This window comes from Thermomonas brevis, assembly GCF_014395425.1.
Classification (GTDB): Bacteria; Pseudomonadota; Gammaproteobacteria; order Xanthomonadales; family Xanthomonadaceae; genus Thermomonas; species Thermomonas brevis.
Genome location: NZ_CP060711.1, coordinates 2637858 through 2663302 on the forward strand (window position 1 = coordinate 2637858; position 25445 = coordinate 2663302).

23 protein-coding genes are annotated in these 25445 nt (G+C 68.0%); 14 read left to right on the plus strand and 9 right to left on the minus strand.

The features are described 5' to 3' along the window. Positions 1-47 precede the first annotated feature (47 nt). Positions 48-1877 (minus strand): translational GTPase TypA, encoded by a 1830-nt coding sequence (typA, locus tag H9L17_RS12255; RefSeq protein WP_187569714.1) that lies wholly within the window; start codon positions 1875-1877, stop codon positions 48-50. A gap of 125 nt (positions 1878-2002) precedes the next feature. On the opposite strand from typA, the gene H9L17_RS12260 reads away from it, so the two are divergent. Then, positions 2003-2497 (plus strand): peptidylprolyl isomerase, encoded by a 495-nt coding sequence (locus H9L17_RS12260; RefSeq protein ID WP_187569715.1) that lies wholly within the window; start codon positions 2003-2005, stop codon positions 2495-2497. Between the two features lie 64 nt (positions 2498-2561). Here H9L17_RS12260 and H9L17_RS12265 read toward each other — a convergent pair whose 3' ends face one another. Then, positions 2562-3311: a hypothetical protein gene (locus H9L17_RS12265; RefSeq protein WP_187569716.1), complete on the minus strand. Its 750-nt coding sequence runs from the start codon at positions 3309-3311 to the stop codon at positions 2562-2564. 61 nt (positions 3312-3372) lie between these two features. Here H9L17_RS12265 and H9L17_RS12270 point away from each other — a divergent pair, with 61 nt between their 5' ends. The 5 genes from H9L17_RS12270 to prpC all read left to right on the plus strand — a co-directional run bounded on the left by H9L17_RS12270 (position 3373) and on the right by prpC (position 9157). Further along, complete coding sequence (locus H9L17_RS12270; protein ID WP_187569717.1) at positions 3373-4575, plus strand: aminotransferase class I/II-fold pyridoxal phosphate-dependent enzyme; 1203 nt, start codon at positions 3373-3375, stop codon at positions 4573-4575. A gap of 77 nt (positions 4576-4652) precedes the next feature. Next, positions 4653-5636: a malate dehydrogenase gene (locus H9L17_RS12275; protein ID WP_187569718.1), complete on the plus strand. Its 984-nt coding sequence runs from the start codon at positions 4653-4655 to the stop codon at positions 5634-5636. Between the two features lie 106 nt (positions 5637-5742). Next, positions 5743-6948 (plus strand): GGDEF domain-containing protein, encoded by a 1206-nt coding sequence (locus H9L17_RS12280; RefSeq protein ID WP_187569719.1) that lies wholly within the window; start codon positions 5743-5745, stop codon positions 6946-6948. Positions 6949-7003: 55 nt separating this feature from the next. Next, positions 7004-7885: a methylisocitrate lyase gene (prpB, locus tag H9L17_RS12285; RefSeq protein WP_187569720.1), complete on the plus strand. Its 882-nt coding sequence runs from the start codon at positions 7004-7006 to the stop codon at positions 7883-7885. A 117-nt stretch (positions 7886-8002) separates the two neighbouring features. After that, a complete protein-coding gene (gene prpC / locus H9L17_RS12290) occupies positions 8003-9157 on the plus strand; it encodes a bifunctional 2-methylcitrate synthase/citrate synthase (RefSeq protein ID WP_187569721.1) in 1155 nt (384 codons plus the stop codon). A 144-nt stretch (positions 9158-9301) separates the two neighbouring features. Here prpC and H9L17_RS12295 read toward each other — a convergent pair whose 3' ends face one another. The 3 genes from H9L17_RS12295 to H9L17_RS12305 form a co-directional block, all read right to left on the minus strand. Beyond that, positions 9302-9910, minus strand: coding sequence for a glutathione S-transferase family protein (locus H9L17_RS12295; RefSeq protein WP_187569722.1), 609 nt, complete (start codon positions 9908-9910; stop codon positions 9302-9304). A gap of 93 nt (positions 9911-10003) precedes the next feature. Then, on the minus strand, positions 10004-10462 hold the full coding sequence (locus H9L17_RS12300; RefSeq protein ID WP_187569723.1) for a cell wall hydrolase: 459 nt from the start codon (positions 10460-10462) through the stop codon (positions 10004-10006). A 295-nt stretch (positions 10463-10757) separates the two neighbouring features. Beyond that, entirely contained in the window at positions 10758-12776 is a 2019-nt protein-coding gene (locus H9L17_RS12305; RefSeq protein ID WP_187569724.1) for an NADPH-dependent 2,4-dienoyl-CoA reductase, read from the minus strand. A 205-nt stretch (positions 12777-12981) separates the two neighbouring features. Between H9L17_RS12305 and H9L17_RS12310 the strand changes: the two genes are divergently transcribed. From H9L17_RS12310 to H9L17_RS12320, 3 genes are all read left to right on the plus strand, one after another. Next, positions 12982-14061, plus strand: coding sequence for an OmpA family protein (locus tag H9L17_RS12310; RefSeq protein ID WP_187569725.1), 1080 nt, complete (start codon positions 12982-12984; stop codon positions 14059-14061). A gap of 139 nt (positions 14062-14200) precedes the next feature. Next, positions 14201-14698 (plus strand): hypothetical protein, encoded by a 498-nt coding sequence (locus H9L17_RS12315; RefSeq protein ID WP_187569726.1) that lies wholly within the window; start codon positions 14201-14203, stop codon positions 14696-14698. Positions 14699-14720: 22 nt separating this feature from the next. Next, positions 14721-15452, plus strand: a complete 732-nt coding sequence (locus tag H9L17_RS12320; RefSeq protein ID WP_187569727.1) for a pseudouridine synthase — start codon at positions 14721-14723, stop codon at positions 15450-15452. Between the two features lie 58 nt (positions 15453-15510). Here the strand turns inward: H9L17_RS12320 and kbl are convergent, their stop codons facing one another. Beyond that, the gene (gene kbl, locus H9L17_RS12325; RefSeq protein ID WP_187569728.1) at positions 15511-16716 is read right to left on the minus strand and encodes a glycine C-acetyltransferase; all 1206 of its coding nucleotides are present in this window, start codon (positions 16714-16716) and stop codon (positions 15511-15513) included. Between the two features lie 162 nt (positions 16717-16878). Between kbl and H9L17_RS12330 the strand changes: the two genes are divergently transcribed. After that, the gene (locus tag H9L17_RS12330; RefSeq protein ID WP_187569729.1) at positions 16879-17583 is read left to right on the plus strand and encodes a TorF family putative porin; all 705 of its coding nucleotides are present in this window, start codon (positions 16879-16881) and stop codon (positions 17581-17583) included. Positions 17584-17653: 70 nt separating this feature from the next. Here the strand turns inward: H9L17_RS12330 and tdh are convergent, their stop codons facing one another. After that, positions 17654-18676 (minus strand): L-threonine 3-dehydrogenase, encoded by a 1023-nt coding sequence (gene tdh / locus H9L17_RS12335; protein ID WP_187571958.1) that lies wholly within the window; start codon positions 18674-18676, stop codon positions 17654-17656. Positions 18677-18821: 145 nt separating this feature from the next. Between tdh and H9L17_RS12340 the strand changes: the two genes are divergently transcribed. Beyond that, entirely contained in the window at positions 18822-20972 is a 2151-nt protein-coding gene (locus H9L17_RS12340; RefSeq protein ID WP_187569730.1) for a S46 family peptidase, read from the plus strand. A 72-nt stretch (positions 20973-21044) separates the two neighbouring features. Here the strand turns inward: H9L17_RS12340 and H9L17_RS12345 are convergent, their stop codons facing one another. Then, entirely contained in the window at positions 21045-21440 is a 396-nt protein-coding gene (locus tag H9L17_RS12345; RefSeq protein WP_187569731.1) for a DUF3224 domain-containing protein, read from the minus strand. 103 nt (positions 21441-21543) lie between these two features. Here H9L17_RS12345 and H9L17_RS12350 point away from each other — a divergent pair, with 103 nt between their 5' ends. Continuing rightward, positions 21544-22194: a histidine phosphatase family protein gene (locus tag H9L17_RS12350; RefSeq protein ID WP_187569732.1), complete on the plus strand. Its 651-nt coding sequence runs from the start codon at positions 21544-21546 to the stop codon at positions 22192-22194. Between the two features lie 15 nt (positions 22195-22209). Here the strand turns inward: H9L17_RS12350 and H9L17_RS12355 are convergent, their stop codons facing one another. Further along, positions 22210-23067, minus strand: coding sequence for an aldo/keto reductase (locus tag H9L17_RS12355; protein WP_187569733.1), 858 nt, complete (start codon positions 23065-23067; stop codon positions 22210-22212). Positions 23068-23110: 43 nt separating this feature from the next. On the opposite strand from H9L17_RS12355, the gene folC reads away from it, so the two are divergent. Together folC and H9L17_RS12365 are read left to right on the plus strand one after the other, a co-directional pair. Beyond that, positions 23111-24379 carry a bifunctional tetrahydrofolate synthase/dihydrofolate synthase gene (folC, locus tag H9L17_RS12360; protein WP_187569734.1) on the plus strand — a complete coding sequence of 423 codons (1269 nt, stop codon included), beginning with the start codon at positions 23111-23113 and terminating at the stop codon, positions 24377-24379. 61 nt (positions 24380-24440) lie between these two features. Beyond that, complete coding sequence (locus tag H9L17_RS12365) at positions 24441-25403, plus strand: SPOR domain-containing protein (RefSeq protein WP_187569735.1); 963 nt, start codon at positions 24441-24443, stop codon at positions 25401-25403. Positions 25404-25445 lie beyond the last annotated feature (42 nt).

Genomic DNA, 25445 nt, shown 5'->3' on the forward strand with positions numbered 1-25445 from the left:
GCGCGAAGGGCCGCGATGGCGAAGACATGGGGCCGGCGCGGCCGCGATCAAGCCGCGCGGCTGGCCCGCTTGCGGTCGCTCTCGGTCAGCAGCTTCTTGCGCAGGCGGATTTCCTTCGGCGTGATCTCGACCAGCTCGTCGTCGTCGATGAAGTCCAGCGCCTGTTCCAGCGAGAACTTGGTGGCCGGGGTCAGCTGGATCGCATCGTCCTTGCCGGAGGCACGCATGTTGGTCAGCGGCTTGGTCTTGATGACGTTGACGGTGAGATCGTTGTCCTTGCTGTGGATGCCGACCAGCTGGCCTTCATAGACCTGGTCGCCTTCGGCGGCGAACAGCTTGCCGCGCTCCTGCAGCGGGCCGAGCGAATAGGCCGGGGTGGGGCCGGCGGCGTTGGCGATCATCACGCCGTTGAGGCGTTTCGCAATGGGGCCGGTTTCCTTCGGGCCGTAGTGGTCGAACACGTGGAACAGCAGGCCCGAGCCCTGGGTCAGGGTCTTGAACTCGTTCTGGAAGCCGATCAGGCCGCGCGCCGGGATCATGTAGTCCAGGCGCACGCGGCCCTTGCCGTCGGATTCCATGTTCTTCAGCTGGCCCTTGCGGATGCCCAGCTTCTCCATCACGCCGCCCTGGTGGATTTCCTCGACGTCGACCACCAGCTGCTCGATCGGCTCCATCAGCTGGCCGTCGATTTCCTTGATGATGACCTCGGGGCGCGACACCGCCAGTTCATAGCCCTCGCGGCGCATGTTCTCGATCAGCACCGACAGGTGCAGTTCGCCGCGGCCGCTGACCAGGAACTTGTCGGCGTCCTCCAACTGCTCCACCTTCAGCGCGACGTTGTGCACGGTCTCGCGTTCCAGGCGGTCCTTGATCTGGCGGCTCGTCAGGAACTTGCCGCCGGACAGGTCCTTGCTGCCGGCGAACGGCGAGTTGTTGACCTGGAAGGTCATCGAGATGGTGGGCTCGTCCACCGTCAGCGCCGGCAGCGCTTCCGGCATGTCGATCGAGCACACGGTGTCGGAGATGCTGAGTTCGGCGATGCCGGAGATGGCGACGATGTCGCCGGCTTCGGCGGTGTCCTGCTCGATCCGCTCCAGCCCCATGAAGCCCAGCACCTGCAGCACCTTGCCTTGGCGCTTCTTGCCTTCGCGGTCGATCACCGTCACCGGCATGTTCTTCTTCAGCGTGCCGCGCTGGATGCGGCCGATGCCGATGACGCCGACGAAGTTGTTGTAGTCCAGCTGGCTGATGCGCATCTGGAACGGGCCCTCGGCCTCGACCTGCGGCGCCGGCACGTGCTGCATGATCGCTTCGTACAGCGGGGTCATGTCGCCCTCGCGCACGCTGTCGTCGAGGCTGGCGAAGCCGTGCAGCGCCGAGGCGTAGACGATCGGGAAGTCCAGCTGCTCGTTGGTGGCGCCGAGCTTGTCGAACAGGTCGAACACCTGGTCGATCACCCAGTCCGGGCGCGCGCCGGGGCGGTCGATCTTGTTGACGACGACGATCGGCTTGAAGCCCATCGCGAACGCCTTCTGGGTCACGAAGCGCGTCTGCGGCATCGGGCCGTCCATCGCGTCGACCAGGATCAGCACCGAGTCCACCATCGACAGCACGCGCTCCACCTCGCCGCCGAAGTCGGCGTGCCCGGGGGTGTCGACGATGTTGATGCGGTTGCCCTGCCAGGTGATGGCGGTGTTCTTGGCCAGGATGGTGATGCCGCGTTCCTTTTCCTGGTCGTTGCTGTCCATCACGCGCTCGGCCAGCACCGTGCGCTCGTTCAGGGTGCCGGACTGCTTCAGCAGGCAGTCGACGAGAGTGGTCTTGCCGTGGTCGACGTGGGCGACGATGGCGATGTTGCGGAGGCGTTCGACGGACATTGTTGCGGGGCTCGTTGAAGCCGCACCGGCTACCAGCAGAGGCAGGCAGGGCGCGGATTGAAATGAAGGGAGCCGGCTATTATATCGGGTTCATGCGCCCGTCCGGGTGCCCGGAGATGAACAAGATGAGCCTGATTGCCAATTTCGACACCGACCGCGGCCTGATCAAGGTCGAACTCGCCGCCGACAAGGCCCCGCTGACCGTGGCGAACTTCGTCAATCTGGCCAGGCGCGGCTTCTACGACGGCCTGAACTTCCACCGCGTGATCGCGGACTTCATGATCCAGGGCGGCTGCCCGGAAGGCTCCGGCCGCGGCGGCCCCGGCTACCGCTTCGAGGACGAGGCGAACAACGGCCTCGGCCACGAGCGTGGCGTGCTGTCGATGGCCAACGCCGGCCCGAACACCAATGGCAGCCAGTTCTTCATCACCCACGTGCCCTGCGGCTGGCTGGACGGCAAGCACACCGTGTTCGGCAAGGTGGTCGAGGGTCTGGACGTGGTCGATGCGGTGAAGCAGGGCGACATCATCAAGTCGGTGAAGATCGAAGGCGACGCCGATGCCGCGCTGGCCGCGAAGGCCGACCGCGTGGCGGAGTGGAACAAGGTCCTCGCGGCCTGATCCTGGTTCGCATCCGGCGCGGCGTGGCCGCGTCGGGTGCCCGGATGGCGAGGCTGTCCGGGTTTTATGGCGTGCCGGCGGGTGCCGGTCGCCCGCCCCGCAGGGGATTCAGCAGGCGCGCGGCGGCGTCGCGCGCGCCGGCGAGATTGCGCAGGTCGTAGGTCTGGCCGGGCAACAGCACATGCCAGACCACCTTGCCGGTGCGCAGTTCCACCAGCAGGGCGACGCCGGCCTGCTCGCCGCCGCCGAGATTGCCGATCAGCAGCCGGCCGGCAAGGCGCACGGCCGCGCGGCCGTTGCCGGCCTGGCTGTCGCGGATCCAGGTGAACAGGCCGTAGTCGGCGTCGGCGATGCGGCGGAGCGCTTCCGCATCCGCTTCCAGCGAGGGAACAGGCGAAGCGTCCTGGCCGCGGCGGCGCTGGAGGAGGGCGTTCGCGATCGACTGCACGTGCTGCCGGAGCTGGTCGTCGTCGCCGGCGGGATCGTGCAGCGGCAACGCGCCGCCCGACGCCACGTCGATGCCGCGCTGGTCCAGCGTTTCGAGCGCGGCCTGCGCGTACAGCAGGCGGGCGGTGGCGGTCCATTCCGCCCGCGGCGTGGCCTTGCCGCCGGCGAGTTCGGACAGTTCGACGTCGGGTTCGAACAGGGCCACCCGGCCGTCCACCGGGAACGCCTTGCCCGACCCGTCGCCAGCGGCTGCCGCAAGCGCGAAGCCGCAGGCGCACAGCAACGGAAGCAGGAGCAGCGACAGCAGCCACGGACGCCGTTTCCGGCGGCGGTCGGCAAGGGCCGGAGCGGGCGGCTGTGTTAACATTCGAAGGCTTTCTCCCACGTCCATCGCCGCGTTCGCGGCCATCCTTCCGAGGTTCCCCACGATGCCTCAACTCGCACGGCGCATGAGTCGCGCCAAGCCCAGCGTCATCATGCAGGTCGCCGAAAAGGCCAAGCGCCTGAAGGCCGAAGGCCGCGACATCATCAGCTTCTCCATCGGCGTGCCGAACTTCCTGCCCGGCGAGCACGTCTACGCCGCGGCGCGCGAAGCGCTGGCGAAAGACAGCGGCCAGTATGGCAGCAACCGCGGCACCGACGCGCTGCTGGACGCGTTCATCGAGCACATGGCCAAGATCGGCATGACCGGCTACGGCCGCGTCAATTGCTCCACCGGCATCGGCGCCAAGCACATCCTCTACAACCTGGGCGAAGCGCTGCTGGACGAGGGCGACACCCTGATGTTCCCGGTGCCGTACTGGACGACCTACCTCGACATCGCCGAGATCCTCGACGCCAAGGCGGTCGAGCTGCCGTGCCCGGCCGCGCAGAACTACAAGCTGACCCCGGCGCAGCTGGACGCGGCGCTGGCCGAGCACAAGCCCAAGGTGTTCCTGTTCAACAATCCGTCCAACCCGACCGGCATGGTCTACACCCGCGACGAGATCGCGGCGCTGGCCGAGGTGCTGGTGAAGTATCCGGAGACCTGGATCATCACCGACGACATCTACAACCGGATGTTGTTCGACGGGCTGGAATACGCCAACTTCGTGATGTTCCGCCCGGAGCTGCGCGAGCGCACCGTGTTCGTGGATTCGCTGTCCAAGACCTACGGCATGCCGGGCTGGCGCGTCGGCTTCATGGCCGGGCCGGAGTCGGTGGCGAAGGCGGTCACCACGCTGAACTCCAACCACATCACCAACGTGCCGGAAATCGCCACCGCCGCCGCGATAGCCGCGCTGTCCGGCCCGCAGGACGTGCCCACCGAGAAGTGCGCCGAGTTCCAGGCCAAGCGCGACCAGGTGATGGCCGCGATGAACGCGATCCCCGGCGTGGTCTGCCCGCGTCCTCAGGGCGCGTTCTACGTGTTCCCGGACATCAGCTGCGCGTTCGGCAAGTCGCACAACGGCACCAAGATCGAGAACGACGTGGACCTCTGCAACGCGCTGCTGGAAGCCAAGGGCGTGGCCTGCGTGCCGGGGTCGGCGTTCGGCGAGCCGCGCGCGCTGCGCATCAGCTACACCTGCCCGACGCCGCAGCTGGCCCCCGGCCTGGCGCGGTTCCAGGAGTTCTTCGCCGAGTTGGCGTGAGGCGGGTTCGTCCCGCCTTCGCATCACCATGAATCGCTAGACGGCGGGCCGCGGCCCGCCATACAGGAGATACCACGATGAAAGCCCCCGTTCGAGTTGCCGTCACCGGCGCCGCCGGCCAGATCGGCTACGCCCTGCTGTTCCGCATCGCCTCCGGCGAAATGCTGGGCAAGGACCAGCCGGTCATCCTGCAGATGCTGGAACTGCCGCTGGAGAAGGCCCAGGCCGCGCTGAAGGGCGTGATGATGGAGCTGGAGGACTGCGCGTTCCCGCTGCTGGCCGGGATGGTCGGCACCGACGACGCCGAAGTCGCGTTCAAGGATGCCGACTACGCCCTGCTGGTCGGCGCGCGTCCGCGCGGCCCCGGCATGGAGCGCAAGGACCTGCTGCTGGAGAACGCCAAGATCTTCACCGCGCAGGGCGCCGCGCTGAACAAGGTCGCCTCGCGCAACGTCAAGGTGCTGGTGGTCGGCAACCCGGCCAACACCAATGCCTACATCGCGATGAAGTCCGCGCCCGACCTGCCGGCGAAGAACTTCACCGCGATGCTGCGCCTCGATCACAACCGCGCGCTGTCGCAGCTCGCCAACAAGGCCGGCGTGGCCGTGGCCGACATCGAGAAGCTGGTCGTGTGGGGCAACCACAGCCCGACCATGTACCCGGACTACCGCTTCGCGACGGTCGACGGCGTGTCGCTTGCGGACAAGATCGGCGACGCCGACTGGAACGCCAACACCTTCATCCCCACCGTCGGCAAGCGCGGCGCGGCGATCATCGAAGCGCGCGGTCTGTCCTCGGCCGCTTCCGCTGCCAACGCCGCCATCGACCACATGCGCGACTGGGCGCTGGGCAGCAACGGCAAGTGGGTGACGATGGGCGTGCCGTCGGACGGCAGCTACGGCATTCCGGAAGGCGTCATCTACGGCGTGCCGGTGACCACCGCCAACGGCGAATACACCCGCGTCGAAGGCCTGCCGGTCGACGACTTCAGCCGCGCGGCGATGGACAAGACCCTGGCCGAGCTGGAAGAAGAGCGCGCGGGCGTCGCCCACCTGCTCTGACCCGTTCCGGCAGACCGGATGTTCCCTGGAAGGGCGGCCTCTGGCCGCCCTTTCTTCGTTCCGGGAGGCTGTTGCAGCCGGCATCGCAAAGGCGTTAAGTAGGCCGATGGAGCAGGGGAAATCGAATCCGGGGGAACCGGCGGGACGCGCGGGTTCCGCCGTCCTCAAGCTGGCGGCGGACAAGGCGCTGCTGATCGCGCTCGTCTACCTGCTGCTGGGCCTGCTGTGGATCCTCGGTTCGGACAGCGCGTTGAACGCGCTGTTCACCGATCCGGCACTGGTGGCGCGGATGCAGACCTGGAAGGGCTGGTTCTACGTCGTGCTCACCGCCGTGCTGCTGTACGCGGTGCTTTACCGGCTGCTGCGCAGCGAGGCGTCGCAACTGCTGCGGCAGTCGCGGCAGCGCGAAGATCTGAGCCTGCTCAACCAGTTTCGCGAAAGCATCATCGACAACGCCAACATCTGGATCAACGTGCTCGACGCGCAGGCGCGGGTCACGGTCTGGAACAAGGCCGCCGAACAGATCAGCGGCTACCGCAGGGACGAGGTGATCGGCGGCGACGGGATCTGGACGCTGCTGTACCCGGACGAGGACTACCGGGGCGACATCGCCCGCCGGGTCCGAGCGATCCTGGACGACGGTTTCGAGGTGGAAGGCTTCGAGACGCGCATGCGTTGCCGCGACGGCGAATGCAAGATCATTTCCTGGAACCAGCGCCGCTTCTTCAGCGACACCGGAGAGATCGGCTCCATCGCCATCGGCCAAGACGTGACCGAACGCAAGCGGTTGCAACTGGAATTGGAGCGGATGGCCGTGCACGACCCGCTGACCGGCCTGTACAACCGGCGCGAGTTCGAGGCGCTGGCGGGTGCGCGCTTCGCCGCATGCGCGACGGAAGGGCGGCCGTTCTCGATGCTCTGGATCGACATCGACGGATTCAAGGGCGTCAACGATCGCTTCGGCCACCAGGTCGGCGACGAGGTGCTGCGTGGCGTCGCCGAATTGCTGCGCGATGCCGTCGGCGAGAGCGGCATCGCGGCGCGCTACGGCGGCGACGAACTGGTCGCCGCGCTGCCCGCCAGCGGCGCGGCGGATGCGCGCGCGCTGGGCGAGGTCGTACGCGGGCGCGTGCAAGAGGCCGGCCTGCTGGAAGCCTGCGCGGAAGCTGGCGGCACGCTGACCGTCAGCGTGGGCGCGGCGGAACGCGATGGCTGCCATGCCGATCTGGCCGCCTTGGCGAGTGCGGCCGACAAGGCGATGTATCGCGCCAAAGCGACCGGACGCAACCGGGTCTGCGGTCCGGAGGATTGACGGCCGGAGGCGGATTGCCGGCATCGGCTAAAATGGCGCTTTCGCCGGAGTCCGCATGAGCAATCCCTCCGCAGGCGCGCGCTTCCGCGCCGCCATCCAGGAAGAATCCCCCCTGCAGGTCATGGGCGCGATCACCGCCTACGCCGGCCTGATGGCCAAGCGCGTCGGCTACAAGGCGCTGTACCTGTCCGGCGGCGGCGTCGCCGCCAATTCGCTGGGCGTGCCCGACCTCGGCATCAGCACGATGGAAGACGTGCTGACCGATGCGCGCCGGATCGTGGACGCGACCGGCATGCCGCTGCTGGTGGACATCGACACCGGTTGGGGCGGGGCGTTCAACATCGGCCGCACCATCCGCAATTTCGAGCGCGTCGGCGTGGCCGCCGTGCACATGGAAGACCAGGTCGGGCAGAAGCGCTGCGGCCATCGTCCCGGCAAGGAAGTGGTGACGAAGGACGAGATGGTGGATCGGGTGAAGGCGGCGGTGGATGCGCGCCTTAATCCCGGCTTCGTCATCATGGCGCGCACCGACGCGGCGGCGGTGGAAGGCATCGACAGCGCGATCGAGCGCGCGGTGGCCTACGTCGAGGCCGGCGCGGACATGATCTTCCCCGAGGCGATGAAGACGTTGGACGACTACCGCAAGTTCAAGGCGGCGGTGCGCGTGCCGATCCTCGCCAACCTCACCGAGTTCGGCAGCACGCCGTTCTTCACCACCGACGAATTGCGAGACGCCGGCGTCGACATCGCCCTGTACTGCTGCGGCGCCTATCGCGCGATGAACAAGGCGGCGCTCAATTTCTACGAAACCGTGCGCCGCGAGGGCACGCAGAAGAACCTCATCGACACCTTGCAGACGCGCGCCGAGCTGTACGACTTCTTGGGCTACCACGCCTACGAGGACAAGCTCGATACGCTGTTCGCGTCGAAAAAATGATTGTTGACGCGGATCAGAGACGATAAAAGCGGATCAAAAGCTTTCTTTGATCTTTATCCGTGCTTATCGGCTCTGATCCGTGTCCAACTTCTTCTTACAGGGAATGGGAGAACACACATGAGCGAGGCTACTCCGGTTGCCGGCTTCAAGCCGAAGAAATCCGTCGCGCTGAGCGGTACGGCCGCCGGCAACACCGCGCTGTGCACCGTCGGCCGCTCCGGCAACGACTTGCACTACCGCGGCTACGACATCCTCGACCTGGCCAACACCAGCGAGTTTGAGGAGATCGCCCATCTGCTGATGCACGGCAAGCTGCCGAACAAGGCCGAGCTGCGCGCCTACAAGGCCAAGCTGAAGGCGCTGCGCGGCATCCCGGCGGCGGTGAAGGCCGCGCTGGAGGAGCTGCCGCCGTCGGCGCATCCGATGGACGTGATGCGCACCGGCGTGTCGGTGCTGGGCTGTGTGTCGCCCGAGAAGGACGACCACAACCATCCGGGCGCGCGCGACATCGCCGACAAGCTGATGGCCTGCCTCGGTTCGATGCTGCTGTACTGGTACCACTTCAGCCACAACGGCCGCGTCATCGACGTGGAAACCGACGACGACAGCATCGGCGGCCACTTCCTGCACTTGCTGCACGGCGAGCCGCCGCAGGAGTCGTGGGTGCGCGCGATGCACACCAGCCTGATCCTGTATGCCGAGCATGAGTTCAACGCCTCCACCTTCACCTGCCGCGTCATCGCCGGCACCGGCAGCGACATGTTCAGCTGCATCGCCGGCGGCATCGGCGCGCTGCGCGGGCCCAAGCACGGCGGCGCCAACGAGGTCGCGTTCGAGATCCAGAAGCGCTACGAGACGCCGGACGAGGCCGAGGCCGACATCAAGGCGCGCGTGGAGCGCAAGGAAGTGGTGATCGGCTTCGGCCACCCGGTCTACACCGTGTCCGATCCGCGCAACAAGGTGATCAAGGAGGTCGCGCGCGAGCTGTCGGCCGAGCAGCAGAACATGAAGATGTACGACATCGCCGAGCGGCTGGAATCGGTGATGTGGGACATCAAGAAGATGTTCCCGAACCTCGACTGGTTCAGCGCGGTCAGCTACCACATGATGGGCGTGCCGACCGCGATGTTCACCCCGCTGTTCGTGCTGGCGCGCACCGCCGGCTGGAGCGCGCACATCATCGAGCAGCGCATCGACGGCAAGATCATCCGCCCCAGCGCGAACTACACCGGGCCGGAAGACCGCAAGTTCGTGCCGATCGACCAGCGCTGAGCGCCGGCGTCGGACAGCAAAAAGGCCGCGTTCGCACGCGGCCTTTTTTGTGCCTGCCATCCGCGGCAGGTACCCTTCGGGCAACGCTACGCATTGTCAAAAACGCTCCTGGCGTTTTTTCATTGCGTCGTTGCGCCGGATGGATCAGAGCAACCCTTCGGCCTTCTGCGCCGCCTGCACGCCGGCGTCGGCGGCTATGTGCGCGTCGAAGCGGGCCAGGTTGTCCAGGCCGGACAGGTCGACGCCGACCTTCTTCGCCCACTGCGTCACCACGAACAGGTAGGGATCGGCGATCGAGCGGCTGCCGGTCAGCCAGTCCTTGCCGGCCAGCTGCGCGTCGGCGCGCTCGAAATAGCCGCGCAGCTTCTGCTTCGCCAGTTCCTTCGCCTTGGCGTCCGCGTCCTCGCCCAGCGCGGCGGTGGAGCCGAACATCGGGTGGAAGGCCGGGTGCATGTCGGCGTTGACGAAGGACAGCCAGCGGTTGACCTCGGCGCGGCCTTCCGGGGTGCCGTCGCCGGCCAGCTTCGCGGCGGGGAACTTGTCCGCGAGGTAGTTCAGGATCGCCGCGTTCTGGGTCAGCACCCAGTCGCCGACCTGCAGCACCGGCACCGCGCCGGCCGGGTTGAGCTTGAGGAATTCCGGCTGCTTGCGGTCGGCGCGGCTGACGATCTGCGCCTCGAACGGCGCGCCCGTCCATTGCAGGACGATGTGATCGGCGAGCGAGCAGGCGCCCGGCGACGTGTAGAGCTTCATCATGCGACCTCCTGGGGAAAGGCGGCCACTATCCGCGATCGGAGGTGAAGGCGCGATGGCGCCCGGCGCAACGCTGCGTTCCCGGGCGGTCGATCAGCCGCGCTTCGGACGCAGGCTCTGCACCTTATAGAAAGTGTGGTCGCCGATGGTCGCCACCTGGAACGCGCTGCTCCAGGCCGGATTGGCGATGGCATGGGCGGCGAAATGGCTGGCGCCCGGCACCACCAGCTTGCGCTGGTCGCGCGGCAGGGCCCAGTTGCGCTCGGATTCCAGCGCGACGCCCACCGCTTCCGTCCACGCCTGGATGTTGGACAAGCGGGTCTGCGGCGACAGGATGGTGGGCGCGAACTGCTTGCGCGCGGTCACCACCTGGCACAGGTTCTGGCCCCACAGGCCGCTGTCGCGGCGGCGCAGGGCGACCTCGGCCACCGCCTGCTGGCCCAGCACGGACTGGTCGCGCGCTTCCAGGTAGACGGTGGTGGACAGGCACAGCGAATCTGCGGCCGGCTGTGGCAACACGTGCGACAGCCAGAGGATCCACGCCAGCTTCATGTTCGGACTCCTTGCTCCGTTGCGGCGCAGGGCGCGGCATCGGTGGAGCGGATGCGGCGCGCAAGCGTCATGGCGTACTGGGGAGGGCGGCTGCTCTGTGGCGGCCTTTGCCCGGGCGCGCCGTCCCGTTGTCAGAGGGTTCGGGCGGCGTGCCGGTTCACCTGTCGATCACGCGGAAGGGTGGTCGGCCAGGCCAAAAGTTGGCGCAAGGTAGGGGGTGTTTCCCCAACGCGAGCTGAATGAGCGATTCGGAAAATATTGATTCGATTGGAGTTTTTATTCCGGGATTGAGCGATTACAGGCTGGCCGCGAGCCGGCTGCCTTCGTCGATGGCGCGCTTGGCATCCAGTTCGGCGGCCAGTTTCGCGCCGCCGATCAGGTGCGGTTTGTCGCCTCGTGCCAGCAATTCGTCGAACAGTTCCCGCCGCGGTTCCTGGCCGGCGCAGACCACCACGTGGTCCACCGCCAGCGTCTGATCGCTGCCGTCCACCCGGATGTGCAGGCCGGCGTCGTCCATGCCGAGGTATTCCACGCCGCCCAGCATCTTCACCGCCTTGGCCTTGAGCGTGGCGCGATGGATCCAGCCGGTGGTCTTGCCCAGCCGCGCGCCCGGCTTGCCGGGGGAGCGTTGCAGCAGCCAGACCTGCCGGGCCGGCGGCTCCGGCTTCGGTGGGACGAGGCCGCCAGGCGCTTCGAACGTGGCATCCACGCCCCATTCGGCCATCCAGCGGGGCGGGGCGAGGGTAGGGGAGCCGTCGGCCTGGGCCAGGAACTCGGCGACGTCGAACCCGATACCGCCGGCACCGATGATCGCGACCTTGCCGCCGACCTCGATCCGGCCTTCCAGCACGTCGAGGTAGCTGACTACCCTGGGATGGTCGGCGCCGGGAAACTCCACCCGGCGCGGTGTGACGCCGGTGGCGATCACCACGTCGTCGAAGTCGGCCAGTGTTTCGGCATCGGCCCGGGTGCCGAGCCGGAGCTGCACGCCGGTGTCCTCGATGCGGTGGCGGAAATAGCGCAGCGGCTCGTGGAACTCCTCCTTGCCGGGGATGCGCTTGGCCAGGTTGAACTGGCCGCCGATTTCCGCTGCGGCATCGAACAGCGTCACCCGGTGGCCGCGCTCGGCCGCGACCGTGGCGCAGGCCAAGCCTGCGGGGCCCGCACCGACCACGGCGATCGACCTCGGCGCGAGCGTCTTCGCGTAGTTCAGCTCGGTCTCCGCGCAGGCGCGCGGGTTGACCAGGCAACTGGCCCGCTTGTTCTCGAACACGTGGTCGAGGCAGGCCTGGTTGCAGGCGATGCAGGTGTTGATGGCCTGCGTTCGGCCCGCGCGCGCCTTGTTCACCCACTGCGGATCGGCCAGCAGCGGGCGCGCCATCGACACCATGTCGGCGTGGCCGGCGGCGAGCACAGCCTCCGCCACCTCGGGCATGTTGATGCGATTGCTGGCGACCAGCGGCAGGCGCACGTGCGGCTTCAGCTTGGCGGTGACGCCGGTGAACGCGGCGCGCGGTACCGAAGTGGCGATGGTCGGCACGCGCGCTTCGTGCCAGCCGATGCCGCTGTTGATGATCGTCGCGCCGGCGGCTTCGACCGCTTTGGCCTGGGCGACGATGTCGTCCCAGCCGTTGCCGCCTTCGACCAGGTCCAGCAGTGACAGCCGGTAGATCAGGATGAAGTCCGGGCCGCAGGCTTCGCGCACCCGGCGCACGATCTCCACCGCGAAGCGCATGCGCTTGCTGGCGTCGCCGCCCCAGCCGTCGTCGCGGCGATTGGTGCGCGGCGCGGTGAACTCGTTCAGCAGGTAGCCTTCCGAGCCCATGATCTCCACGCCGTCGTAGCCGGCCTCGCGCGCCAGCTGCGCGGCGGTGGCGAAATCGCGGATCTGGCGCTCGATGCCGCGGGCCGACAGCGCGCGCGGTGTGAACGGATTGATCGCCGCCTTCAGTTTCGAAGGCGCGACCGACAGCGGGTGGTAGGCGTAGCGACCGGCATGCAGCAATTGCATGCAGATCCTGCCGTCGTGCGCGTGCACGGCCGAAGTGACCTGCCGGTGCCGGCGCACGTGCCAGGGCAGGGACAGCCGGCCGGCGAACGGCTTGAGCCAGCCGACGATGTTCGGCGCGAAGCCGCCGGTCACCATCAGCCCGACGCCGCCTTCGGCGCGCTCGGCGAAATAGGCGGCCAACTTGGGGAAATCGGCGGCGCGGTCTTCCAGCCCGGTATGCATCGAGCCCATCAGGACGCGGTTGCGCAGGGTGGTGAAGCCCAGGTCGAGTGGAGCGAGCAGATGCGGGAAGGAGGTCGTCATCGCCGAAGCATACCGTTACGTATGGTCGGTCGCATATGATGCAGCGCGGACCGGCTGCGCTTTGCAGGCGATCATCCGTTATGTTAGTGTTAACGCCGCTTTCACGTATCCGTCGGTACTGTGCACGGGATGGCGCGCGGACACAGCCGTCAGCAGCAACACCCTTTTGCGTCATGGTTTCTTCTACTGAATCAAGGAGCTGAACATGAATAAGAAACTCCTCTGCGCTGCCCTTCTGGGTGGTCTGGGTCTGGCGCAGGCTGCGTCCGCCCAGGAGTTCGACGACCGCTGGTACGTTTCCGGTTCGACCGGTATCAATCTGCAGGACAAGGATCGCGGAACTGAAGATGGGCCGTTTGGCACCATTGGCTTCGGCAAATTCCTTAACCAAAGGCTGTCTCTTGATGCAGAGCTGAATTATCAGAACATGCACAAGAGCATCAACAACAACCTGTGGTGGAGTCAGTATGGCGCGTCGCTCGACGCCCGTTACCACTTCCGCAATGCGGATTCCAAGTGGTGGCCCTATTTGCGCGCTGGTCTCGGTTGGCAGCGTCACGAAGAAGAGTATGTGATCCCGAGTCCGACTTCGCCGGTTGATCACAAGGATTCCAACTTGGCGTTGAACCTGGGTGCCGGTCTGCAGTTTGATTTTGGTCGTACGAACGTGCGCGCTGAAATTGGAACTCGTACTGATTTCGATGATCAGCAGGCCCGAATCGGCAAACAAGAAAATCAGTTTACCGATACCCTTGCTTCGCTTGGCCTGACCGTGGCCCTCGGCCCGGAACCGGTTGCCCCGGTCGCCCCGGCGCCGGCTCCGCAGCAGACCTGCGCCGACATGGATGACGACGGCGACGGCGTCAACAACTGCGACGACAAGTGCCCGGGTTCGCAGGCTGGTCAGACCATCGGTCCGGACGGTTGCCCGGTGCCGGTGTCGATCGACCTGAAGGGCGTGAACTTCGATTTCGACAAGTCGACCCTGCGTCCCGACGCCGTGGCGATCCTCAACGAGGCCGTCGAGATCCTGAAGCGCTATCCGGACCTGAAGGTCGAAGTGGCCGGCCATACCGACCTGTGCGGCAAGGACGACTACAACCAGAAGCTGTCCGAGCGTCGCGCCAAGGCGGTGTACGACTACCTGACCGGCAACGGCGTCGACGCCGGTCGCCTGTCTGGTCCGGTCGGCTACGGCGAGAGCCGTCCGCTGGAGCAGACTGCGCAGACGCTGCCGGGCTGCAAGAGCGAAACCAACCGCCGCACCGAGCTCAACAGCCTGTAATTCCGGCTGCCGCTCATGCTGCATCGAAGCCCGGCCAAGTGCCGGGCTTCGTTTTTTCAGGTTCGAATAAGGCGCTTGAACATTGCGGCATTAACTGCGCAGCGCCTACACTGTCGCCGTTCCGTCGGAGAATATCGCCATGTCCCTGCACCGCGCCGCTTGCGCCCTGTTGTTCCTTGCTGCGCCGGTCGTGGCCCAGGCGGGAGGCGACATGTGCAAAAGCGACATCGCGCCGGCGATGTCGGTTCGTCCGACGCTGATCTCCTCGGTGGCGACCGAGCTTGCACCCGCCATCACCCAGCTCGGCGGTGCCAGCGGCGTGCTGGCGCAATCGTTCGACGAGGCGCTGTCGGTGGACAACGTGCTGGCACGGATCCGCATCGACGGCTGCCGCGCGATGGCCAAGGCCGGTGCGCCCGCGGCTGGCGGCATCGATCCGGCGGCCTACAAGCCGCAGACCGCGTTCGACAACACGCCGTGGCGGTTCAACATGACCCAGAACGGCAAGCGCATGACCGCTGACGAGTTCGATGCGTGGATGAAGTCGCGTGGTGTCCGCGTGGCTGGGCGCAAGGATCCCGCCCCCGCCGCGACGCCGGTAGCGGCCGACGACGCCGGGAAGAAAGCGGCGAACTGAGCCGGCCTTGCAGCGAACGGGCATGCGCCACGGGCTGGCGCGGGTGTTGTCCAAGCGCGGGCTGTGCTCGCGCAGCGAAGCCGAGACGCTGATCCGTTCCGGCCGGGTGCGGCTGGACGGACGCATCGTGCGCGATCCCGAGCATCCTGCCGACGTGCAGCAGGCGCGCATCGAAATCGATGGCGCGCATGCAGTCCATCCTACAGCGCGCTACCTGGCGCTCAACAAGCCGCGCGGCCTGGTGACCACGGCGCGCGACGAGCGCGGGCGGGACACCATTTACCGTTGCTTCGATGGCGCGGAACTCGGCTGGATCGCGCCGGTCGGCCGCCTGGACAAGGCGAGCGAAGGATTGCTGCTGTTCACCAACGATCCGCAATGGGCGGCGCGGATCACCGATCCCGAGACGGGGCCGAGCAAGACTTACCACGTACAGGTGGATCGCATTCCCGATCAATCGATGCTGTCGGCGATGCGAACTGGTATGCAGGATGGCGACGAATTCCTGCGCGCGACATCGGCCGTGCTGCTGCGGGCCGGCGAGAAGAACGCCTGGCTGGAGATCGTGCTGGATGAAGGCCGCAATCGCCAGATTCGCCGGTTGCTGGCGGCGCTCGGCATCGGCGTGCTGCGGCTGGTGCGCGTGGCGATCGGGCCGCTGGCCCTCGGCGAACTGCCGAAGGGCCAATGGCGCGAATTGACGCCGGAGGAGGTGGCTGCGCTTGGCGGCGAGGCACTTGGTAGCGTTGGCTAGCCGGGCGCGGTCACTTGCGCCGTGAGCGGAGCGGATTCCGCTCCGCTCTATCGAAAAATCAGTTCTTCAGCACGCCCAACTCGCGCCCGATGCGCGTGAACGCGTCGATGGCGCGATCGAGATGCTCGCGCGTATGCGCCGCGCTCATCTGCGTGCGGATGCGCGCCTGGCCCTTGGCGACGACCGGGAAGAAGAAACCGATCGCGTAGATACCTTCCTCCAGCAGCCGCTCGGCGAAGCGCTGCGCCAGCGGCGCGTCGTACAGCATCACCGGGCAGATCGGGTGCACGCCCGGCTTGATCTCGAAGCCGGCGGCGGTCATGCGCTCGCGGAAGTACGCGGTGTTCTCCCGCAGGCGCGCGCGCAGTTCGCCGGCCGAGGACAGCATCTCGAACGCCTTGATCCCGGCGGCGGCTACGTGCGGCGGCAGCGAGTTGGAGAACAGATAGGGGCGCGAGCGCTGGCGCAGCAGCTCGACCACTTCCTTCTTCGCGGTGGTGAAGCCGCCCAGCGCGCCGCCCATCGCCTTGCCGAGCGTGCCGGTGAAGATGTCGATCTTGTCCAGCACGCCCTTCACCTCGGCGCTGCCGCGGCCGGTGGCGCCGAGGAAGCCGGTGGCATGGCATTCGTCGATGTGCACCAGCGCGCCGTACTTGGCCGCCAGCGCGGTGATCTCGTCGAGCGGGGCGATGAAGCCATCCATCGAGAACACGCCGTCGGTGGTGATCATGATCGTGCGTGCACCGTCGACTTTCGCCTGCTGCAACTGCTTCTCCAGGTCGGCCATGTCGCAGTTGGCGTAGCGGTAGCGCCTGGCCTTGCACAGGCGCACGCCGTCGATGATCGAGGCGTGGTTGAGGGCGTCGCTGATGATCGCGTCGTTCTCGCCCAGCAGCGGCTCGAACAGGCCTCCGTTGGCGTCGAAGCAGGCGGCGTAGAGGATGGTGTCCTCGGTGCCGAAGAACTCGGCGATGGTCTTTTCCAGCTGCTTGTGCAGGTCCTGCGTGCCGCAGATGAAGCGCACCGAAGCCATGCCGAAGCCGTGCGTGTCCAGCGCATCCTTGGCCGCGGCGATGATGTCCGGATGATCGGCCAGCCCGAGGTAGTTGTTGGCGCAGAAGTTCAGCACCTTGCGGCCGTCCGCCAGTTCGATCTCGGCCGACTGCGGGCTGGTGATGATGCGTTCGGACTTGAACAGCCCCTGCGCGCGGATGGAGTCCAGTTCCTCGGCGTAGTGCCGGGTCAGCGGGGAGGCGTTCGTCATGGCGGGGATCGTCGGAGGAGGGGCGAGGCTACAGATTCTAGCGGGCGGCCGTTATTGCATCAGGTGTGGAGGCCGCGCGACCGCATGCGCGGGCGCCCTCCATGCTGGAATCCGAATGTTAAAATGTCGTAATTCCGTCCAATGCCCATCGCCGAGCCGCCCATGTCGCCCTTCCGTCGCCCGCTTGCCATCGCCCTCCTGCTGCTGTCCGCGCCGTTCGCCGCCAACGCGGGCGATGGCGACGAACCGGCTTCGTCCGTCAGCTGGGAAATCAGCGCGGTGTCCGACTACCTGTTCCGCGGCGTCTCGCAGACCGACGAGAAGGCGACCGTGCAGGGCAGCCTCACCTGGACTGCGGCGTCGGGCGTGTACGTCGGCAGCTTCGCGTCCGGCGTGGACTTCGGCGCCGACAGTCCCGACGTCGAGGTCGACTACTTCGTCGGCTACGGTTTCGACGTGTCCGACAAGGTGAACATCGACCTCCTGCTCAACCGCTACACCTATCCGGGTGCCAGCGAGATGGCCTACAACGAGCTGGTCACCACCACCACCTTCGCCGACAGCTGGGCGCTCAACGTCAGCTACACCAACGACGTCTGGGGCAGCGGCACCGACGGCTGGTACTACGGCCTGAGCCACGACTGGAGCCTGCCGAACGACTTCACCCTGTCGGCCAACGTCGGCCGCAGCGTGTTCCGCGACAGCGCGGTGGCCGAGGACTACACCGACTGGGGCGTGGGCGTCAGCCGCAGCTTCGGCCCCGCCAACGTCTCGCTGGGCTACTACGGCGTCGACGGCAAGGGCCGCGACAACTTCGGCAACCTGGCCGACAGCCGCGTCTTGCTGACGGTGAAGTTCGCGCGCTGAGCGAAGACATCCGCCTGCAAGGAAAAAGGCGCCGCAAGGCGCCTTTTTCGTGTCGCGATGCCGCCGGCCGTCAGTTCCAGCTCAGCACGATCTTGCCGGCCTTGCCCTGTTCCATCAGGTCGAAGCCCTTCTGGAAATCGTCGATCGGCAGCTGGTGGGTCAGCGCCTTGCCGAGCGGGAAGCCGCCCAGCACCAACTGCGTCATCTTGTACCAGGTCTCGTACATCTTGCGGCCGTAGATGCCCTGCACGGTCAGGCCCTTGAAGATGATCTTGTCCCAGTCGCAGCCCGCGCCCTTGGGCATGATGCCGAGCATCGCGATCTTGCCGCCGTGGTACATGCAGTCGAGCATGTCGTTGAAGGCGCGTGGGTTGCCGCTCATCTCCAGGCCCACGTCGAAACCTTCCATGTGCAGGTCGGCCATCACGTCCTTCAGCGAGGTGTTGGCGACGTTGACCACGCGGGTCGCGCCCATGTCGGCGGCCAGCTTCAGGCGGTAGTCGTTGACGTCGGTGACCACCACGTTGCGCGCGCCGATGTGCTTGCAGATGCCGGCGGCGATGATGCCGATCGGGCCGGCGCCGGTGATCAGCACGTCCTCGCCGATCACGTCGAACTCCAGCGCGCAGTGCGCGGCGTTGCCGTAGGGGTCGAAGAACGCGGCCAGTTCGGACGGGATCTGGTCGGGGATCGGCCACAGGTTGGAGACCGGCATCGTCATGTATTCGGCGAACGCGCCGTTGACGTTGACGCCGATGCCGACCGTGTTCGGGCACAGGTGTGGGCGGCCGCCGCGGCAGTTGCGGCAGTGGCCGCAGACGATGTGACCCTCGGCCGAGACGCGCTGGCCGATTTCGTAGCCGGTCACCGCCGAGCCGAGCGCGGCGATGCGGCCGACGAACTCGTGGCCGATGGTCAGGCCCGGCTTGATCGTGCGCTGGCTCCATTCGTCCCACAGGTAGATGTGCAGGTCGGTGCCGCAGATCGCGGTCTTCTCCAGCTTGATCAGCACCTCGTTGGGGCCGGGCGCCGGCACCGGCACTTCCTCCATCCAGATGCCCTTGGTCGCCTCGCGCTTCACCAGCGCGCGCATCGTGTTTGCTTGGGTCATGTGCATGACTCGTCGGGGAAGGCCGCCATTTTACGCCGTCGCAGGCGCGGCCCCGCCTGACCAAGGTCACGGGCCGGCGCGCGCGGGGGGTGGTCTAATACCGGTTTGACCGTTCCGGAGCCCGACCATGCGCAAACGCACCCTGACCGCCGCCTTGGCCTTGACGCTCGCCGGCGGCGCGGCCCATGCCGACGAAGGCATGTGGATGCCCTCGCAGCTGCCGCAGCTGGCCGCCCAGCTGAAGGCCGCCGGCTTCAAGGGCGATCCCGCCCAGCTGGCCGACGTGACGAAGCCGCCGCTGTCGGCGGTGGTGTCGCTGGGGGGCTGCACCGCCAGCTTCGTGTCGCCGGAAGGGCTGGTGGTCACCAACCACCATTGCGCGATGGGCGCGATCCAGCTCAATTCCACGCCCGAGAAGAACCTGATCCAGGACGGCTTCATCGCCGCCACCCGCGCCGACGAAGTCTCCGCCGGCCCGGCCTCGCGGATCTGGGTGACGGTGGGCTTCGACAAGGTCACCGACCGCATCCTCGCCGATGCCAAGGGCAAGACCGGTCGCGCCTATTTCGACGCGGTCGATGCCGCGAAGAAGGTCGCGGTGGCCGAATGCGAGGCCGACGCCGGCCACCGCTGCAGCGTCGCCGACATGTACTACGGCAGCGACTTCTATCTCATCAAGCAGCTGGAGCTGAAGGACATCCGCCTTGTCTACGCGCCGCCGCGTGCGATCGGCAACTACGGCGACGAGATCGACAACTTCATGTGGCCGCGCCACACCGGCGACTTCAGCTTCTACCGCGCCTATGTCGGCAAGGACGGCAAGCCGGCTGCATACAGCAAGGACAACGTGCCCTACCAGCCGCCGGCATACCTCACCGTGTCCACCGCGCCGGTGAAGGCGGGCGATTTCGCGATGCTGGCCGGCTATCCGGGGCGCACCTTCCGCCACCGCACCGCTTCCGAATTCGCCGGCCAGATCGACTGGCTGCTGCCGACCCGCGTGGCGATGTACGACGGCCTGATCGACACCGTCCAGCACGCCAGCGCCGGCGACAAGACGAAGCAGGTGCTCTACGCCTCCTCCGTGGCCGGCTACAAGAACACCCTCAAGCGCGCGCAGGGCGAGCTGGAAGGGCTGCGCCGCAGCGACGCGGTGCGCGTGCGCCGCGAAGACGAGGCGGCGATGCTGGCGTGGCTGGGCAAGCAGCCGGGCAGCAAGGCCGCGCTGGCCGGCATCCGCGCGATGCAGGGCGAACTGGATGCCGACGACGCCAACCGCGAGCGCGACTTCATCCTGCCGTTCCTGCGCCCGGGCCTGCTAGGTTCGGCGGTGACGCTGCAGCGCCTTGCGCTGGAACGCGGCAAGCCGGATGCGCAGCGCGAGACCGGCTACCAGCAGCGCGACGAGGCGCTGATCGAGGGCGGCCTCAAGCAGCTGCAGCGCCGCTATGACCCGGAGGTGGAGAAGGCCACGCTGCGCTACGCGCTGAAGCGCTACTTCGCGCTGCCGCAGGCGCAGCGCGTGGCCGAGTTCGACGCGGTGTTCGGCGCGAATGAAGCAGAAGCCGCGCAGCGGCTGGACGCGCTGTACGCCGGCACGAAGCTGGGCGATGAAGCCGCCCGCCTCGCCGCGCTGAAGCTCGACGCCGCCGCACTGGCCGCATCGGACGACGCGCTGCTCAAGGCCGCCGCCACCCTGCAGCCCGCGCTGCTGCGGCTGGAGGAAGAAGCCAAGCAGCGCGCCGGCGAACTCCTGCGCCTGCGCCCGTCCTACATGCAGGCGCTGATCGCCTACCGCAACTCGCAGGGCCGGGCGGTGTACCCGGACGCCAATTCCACCCTGCGCGTCAGCTTTGGTGCGGTCAGCCCGCTGTCGCCGCGCGACGGCATGGACTACCGTCCGCTGACCACCGTGGCCGGCATCGTCGAGAAGAACACCGGCGAGGAGCCGTTCGACGCGCCGAAGCCGCTGCTGGACGCGATCGCCAAGGGCGATTTCGGCAGCACCGCCGATCCGGAGCTGAAGACCCAGACCGTCGATTTCATGACCAACCTCGACACCACCGGCGGCAATTCCGGTTCGCCGGTGCTGGACGCCGAGGGCAAGCTGATCGGCCTGAACTTCGACAGCAACTGGGAAGCGGTAAGCGCCAGCTGGATGTTCGATCCGCGCTACAAGCGCGCGATCCACGTGGACATGCGCTACCTGCGCTGGCTGCTGGCGAAGGTGTACCCGGCGCCGCAGCTGCTGAAGGAAATGAACCTGCCGGCCGAATGATCCCGGTCTTCCGGTGGCAACGCGGAAACGCCGGCACAGGCCGGCGTTTCCGTTTGCGCCGCCGCGGCCGGATCAGTCCTCGCGGAACCCGTAGTCGAACGTGTAGAAATGCTTGCCATCCACGATGTCGATGGCGATGCGCCCGTGCAGGCCGGTGAGTTCATCGGTGCCGCTGTCCGGCACCACGGTGAGGTCGAGCGAGGGCTTGCCGCGATCCATCACTCCGCTGTGCTGCGCGTAGAAGCTGCCGCGCTTGCCGTCCAGCGCGCCTTCGACGCGCTCCATCGCCACGTACGCGCCGGAGCCCGCCACCGGCGACATCACCGCCAGCATGTGCACCACGCTCACAGCGTCCAGCGGCCCGCGGAAGCGCTTGTCGAAGCGGGAATGGCCGATGCTCGCGCCGCCGCCGATGTCCAGCTCCTCCTGCGGCATCCGCGTCACTTCGAATTCGCCCTTGGCCTGCATGTCCGGATTCCTGTGGGTGATGGCGCAAGCCTACAGCGGGCGATGTAAACCCGGCGCGACCTGCTAGGCTTGTGCGCTGCACAATCGCGGAGCCGCGCAGCGCATGAAGATCCTGCTTGCCCGCCACGGCGAGACGCCGTGGAACGCCGAAGGCCGCTACCAGGGCCAGGTGGACATCCCCCTGTCCGAGGTCGGCATCGCCCAGGCCAACGCGCTCGGCGAGCGGCTGAAGGACCTGCGCATCGACCGCGCCGTGGCCTCGCCGCTGTCGCGCGCGACCCGCACCGCCCAGCTCGCCTTGGGCGAAGCGCGCGCGCCGCAGCTTGGCTTCGACGACGGCCTGCTGGAAATCGCCCACGGCGAATGGGAAGGCCTGCTCGCCAGCGAGATCGCCGAGCGCGACCCGCAGCGCCTGCGCGACTGGCGCGACGCGCCGGAGTCGGTGCTGATGCCAGGCGAGGGCGGCGAATCGCTGCAGCTGGTGCTGGAACGCGCCTGGCCGGCGCTGGAACGCGCCTGCGACGGTCTCGGCGCCGACGATACCCTGCTGGTCGTCGCCCACGACGCGGTCAACCGCGTGCTGCTGTGCCGGGTGCTGGGCCTGCCGCTGTCGCGGCTGTGGACCTTCCGGCAGGCGCCGACCACGCTCAACCTGCTGCAGGGCGACAGCGTCGACGCATTGGAAGTGGTCCGCCTCAACGACTGCGCGCACCACACGCCGTTCTTCGGCGAGGCGAAGCATCGGGCGTTGTAGGCCCGGACTACGTCTTTACGGCACCGGAAATCCGCGCGCCGCCTGCCACAGCGCATACCACGCATCCTTCGGCAGCGGCGCCGCGCAGGCTGTGGCGGCGGCGCGGATGCGGTCGGCGTTGGTGCTGCCGATGACGACGCTGGTGTCCGGAATCGTCGCCACCCAGCGCAGCAGCAGCGAGGCGGCGTCCAGCCCGAGTTCGTCGCCGATGGCGTGCAGCGCGTCGCGCAGCGGGATCGGCGGTTGCAGCAGGCCGCCGCCGCCCAGCGGCGACCACGCCTGCACTTCGGCGCCGCGCGCGCGGGTGGCATCCAGCGTGCCGTCCGCGAGCGCCGCGCTGTTTGCCAGAGACAGTTCGATCTGGTGCGCGGCGACGTCGAGCACGCCGTCGAACAGCGCCAGCGCATGCGGTCCGAAGTTGGACACGCCGAACGCGCCGATCCGTCCCGCCTTCCGCTCCTCGCGCACCCAGTCGGCGATCGCCGCCGGCTCCAGCAGCGGGTCGAAGCGGTGCAGCATCAGCACGTCCACGTAGTCGGTGCGCAGGTCGCGCAGGCTCGCATCCAGCGCCGCACGCAGGTGCCGCACCGACAGGTCGTAGTAGGGCAGCCCGCGCGCGTTGCCGGGGCTGTCGGCCTTGACGATGCCGATCTTCGCCAGCAGCCGCAGCCGCTGGCGCAGCCCCGGACGCAGCGCCAGCGCGTTGCCCACCAGCGGGTTGGTGCCGTGGTCGCCGTAGATGTCGGCGAGGTCGAGGGTGTCGATGCCGGCGTCGAGCGCGGCCTCCAGCAGCGCCGCCACGCCGGCCGGCGAAAGGTTCGCGCCCCAGCTGCCGAAACGCATGGAACCGAGGATCGGCGTGGGCTGGGTCATGGCGGGCTATCGGTCGGCGGGGACGAGGCCGGATAATAGCGGGATGCCCGCACGCTCTCTTGCCGACTGGCTCGATTTCATCGAGCGCCAGCATCCGAAGACCATCGCCATGGGCCTGGACCGCGTGCGCGAGGTCGCCGCGCGGATGGGCCTCGCCAAGCCGGCCAGGAAAACCCTGGTCGTCGGCGGCACCAATGGCAAGGGTTCGACGGTCGCCTTCGCCGAGGCCATCGCCCGCGCGCAGGGACTGCGCGTCGGCGCATACACCTCGCCGCACCTGCACCGCTACAACGAGCGCGTGCGCATCGACGGGCGCGACGCCGACGACGCGGCGCTGGTCGCCGGCTTCGAGGCGGTGGAAGCCGCGCGCGGCGATGTCCCGCTGACCTATTTCGAATACGGCACGCTTTGCGCGCTATGGCTGTTCCAGCGCGAGGCGCTCGACCTCGCGGTGCTGGAGGTCGGCCTGGGCGGGCGGCTGGACGCGGTGAACATCGTCGATGCCGACGCCGCCATCGTCACCACGGTCGACCTGGACCACCAGGACTGGCTGGGCGGCGACATCGAGGCCATCGGCTTCGAGAAGGCCGGCATCGCGCGGCCGTTCAAGCCGCTGGTGCTGGGCGACGACGACCCGCCGGCCAGCGTGCTGAGGCACGCCTACGCCATCGGCGCGCAGGCGTGGCGGATCGCCAACGATTTCTTCGCCGAACGGATCGATGCGGAGCGCTGGCGCTGGCGCGAGGTCGGTTTCTCGATGGAGCTGCCGATGCCTGCGCTGGCCGCACCGGTGCAACTGCGCAACGCAGCCTGCGCGATCGCCGCGCTGCGCGCGCTGCGCTTGCGCATCGACCGCGAGGCGTACCGGCAGGGCGTGAGGGATGCCCAGGTTGCGGGACGGTTGCAGCGCTTCCAGCGCGACGGCGTCGAGGTGCTGGTGGACGTCGGCCACAACCCGCAGGCCGCGCGCGCGCTGGTGGCGTGGCTGCGTGCGCAGCTGCAGCGGCGCACGCTGGCGGTATACGCGGCGCTGGCCGACAAGGACGCGCCGGGCGTGGTCGAAGCGCTGGCCGACGCGGTGGACGGCTGGCATCTGGCCGGCACGCTCGACGCGGGTCCGCGCGGGCAGGCCGCCGACGCGCTGGCGAAGCGCCTGCACGGCACGCCGGCGGCGAACGGCACGCGGCACGCCGATCTGGACGCGGGGTTGGCGGCGGCGCTGGCCGATGCCGCGCCGGACGGCCGCGTGCTGGCGTTCGGTTCGTTCCATGCCGCCGCGCAGGCGTTGCGCTACCTGAACGCCGCGGACTGACCCGGCGGCGCGCGCCGGTATAATTCGCTTCCCCACCGCGCCCCGCCGCCACGGATTCCCGATGGATGCTTCGTTGAAACAGCGCCTGGTCGGCGCGGCCGTGCTGGTCGCGCTGGCGGTCATCTTCCTGCCGCTGCTGGTCAAGGGGCCGGCGCCCGACAGCGGCGTGTCCGACGTGTCCCTGCGCGTTCCGCCCGAACCCAAGCCCGCCGCCGACGGCATGGTTACCCAGGATCTGCCGCTGGTCGCGCCCGCCGCCGCGCCCGCGGGCGGCGTGTCCGGCATGCCGGCCGCCGAGCCTGCCGACGCCGCGGCCGAACCCGCGCCGGCGCCCGATGCGGCGACGCCGCTCGCTGCGGTGGCGGCCGGCGACTACGCGGTCAGTTTCGGCAACTACGCCAATGCCGCCGACGCCGACAAGGTGATCGCGGCGCTGCAATCCGCCGGGCTGCCCGGCTATCGCGAAGCGGTGACGCTGGCCGGCAAGCAGGCCCAGCGCGTGCGCATCGGTCCGTTCGCCGATCGCGCGATGGCCGAATCGGCGCGGCTGCGCGCGACGCAGGTGCGCACCGACGTCGACACCAAGGTCGTGGTGCTGGACGCCGCGACGCCGGCCGAAGCGCCCGCCCCGGCGACGAAGCCGGAAGCGCCGCCGCCGTCCAAGCCCGTCGAGCAGAAGCCCGTCGCGAAACCGGAACAGAAGCCCGCAACCAAGCCCGAACCGCCCAAGCCGGCCGCGATCGTCGCCAAGCCCGAACCGCCGGCGACCAAGCCCGCCAATCCGGCCGGCACCGGCTTCGCCGTGCAGATCGGCGCGTTCGCCGATGCCGCCGCCGCCACCGCGCTTCGCGACAAGCTGCGCGCCGCCGGCTTCAACGCCTTCACCGATTCGGTGGACACCGACGGCGGCCGGCGCACCCGCGTGCGCGTCGGCCCGGTCATGACCCGCGCCGAGGCCGATGCCCTGAAGGCGCAGGTCAAGGCCAAGGCCGGCGTCGACGGCATGGTGCGCCCGCATCCCTGAGCCGGCGCGCAGGCGCCGCCGCAGCAACACACAACAGATCCA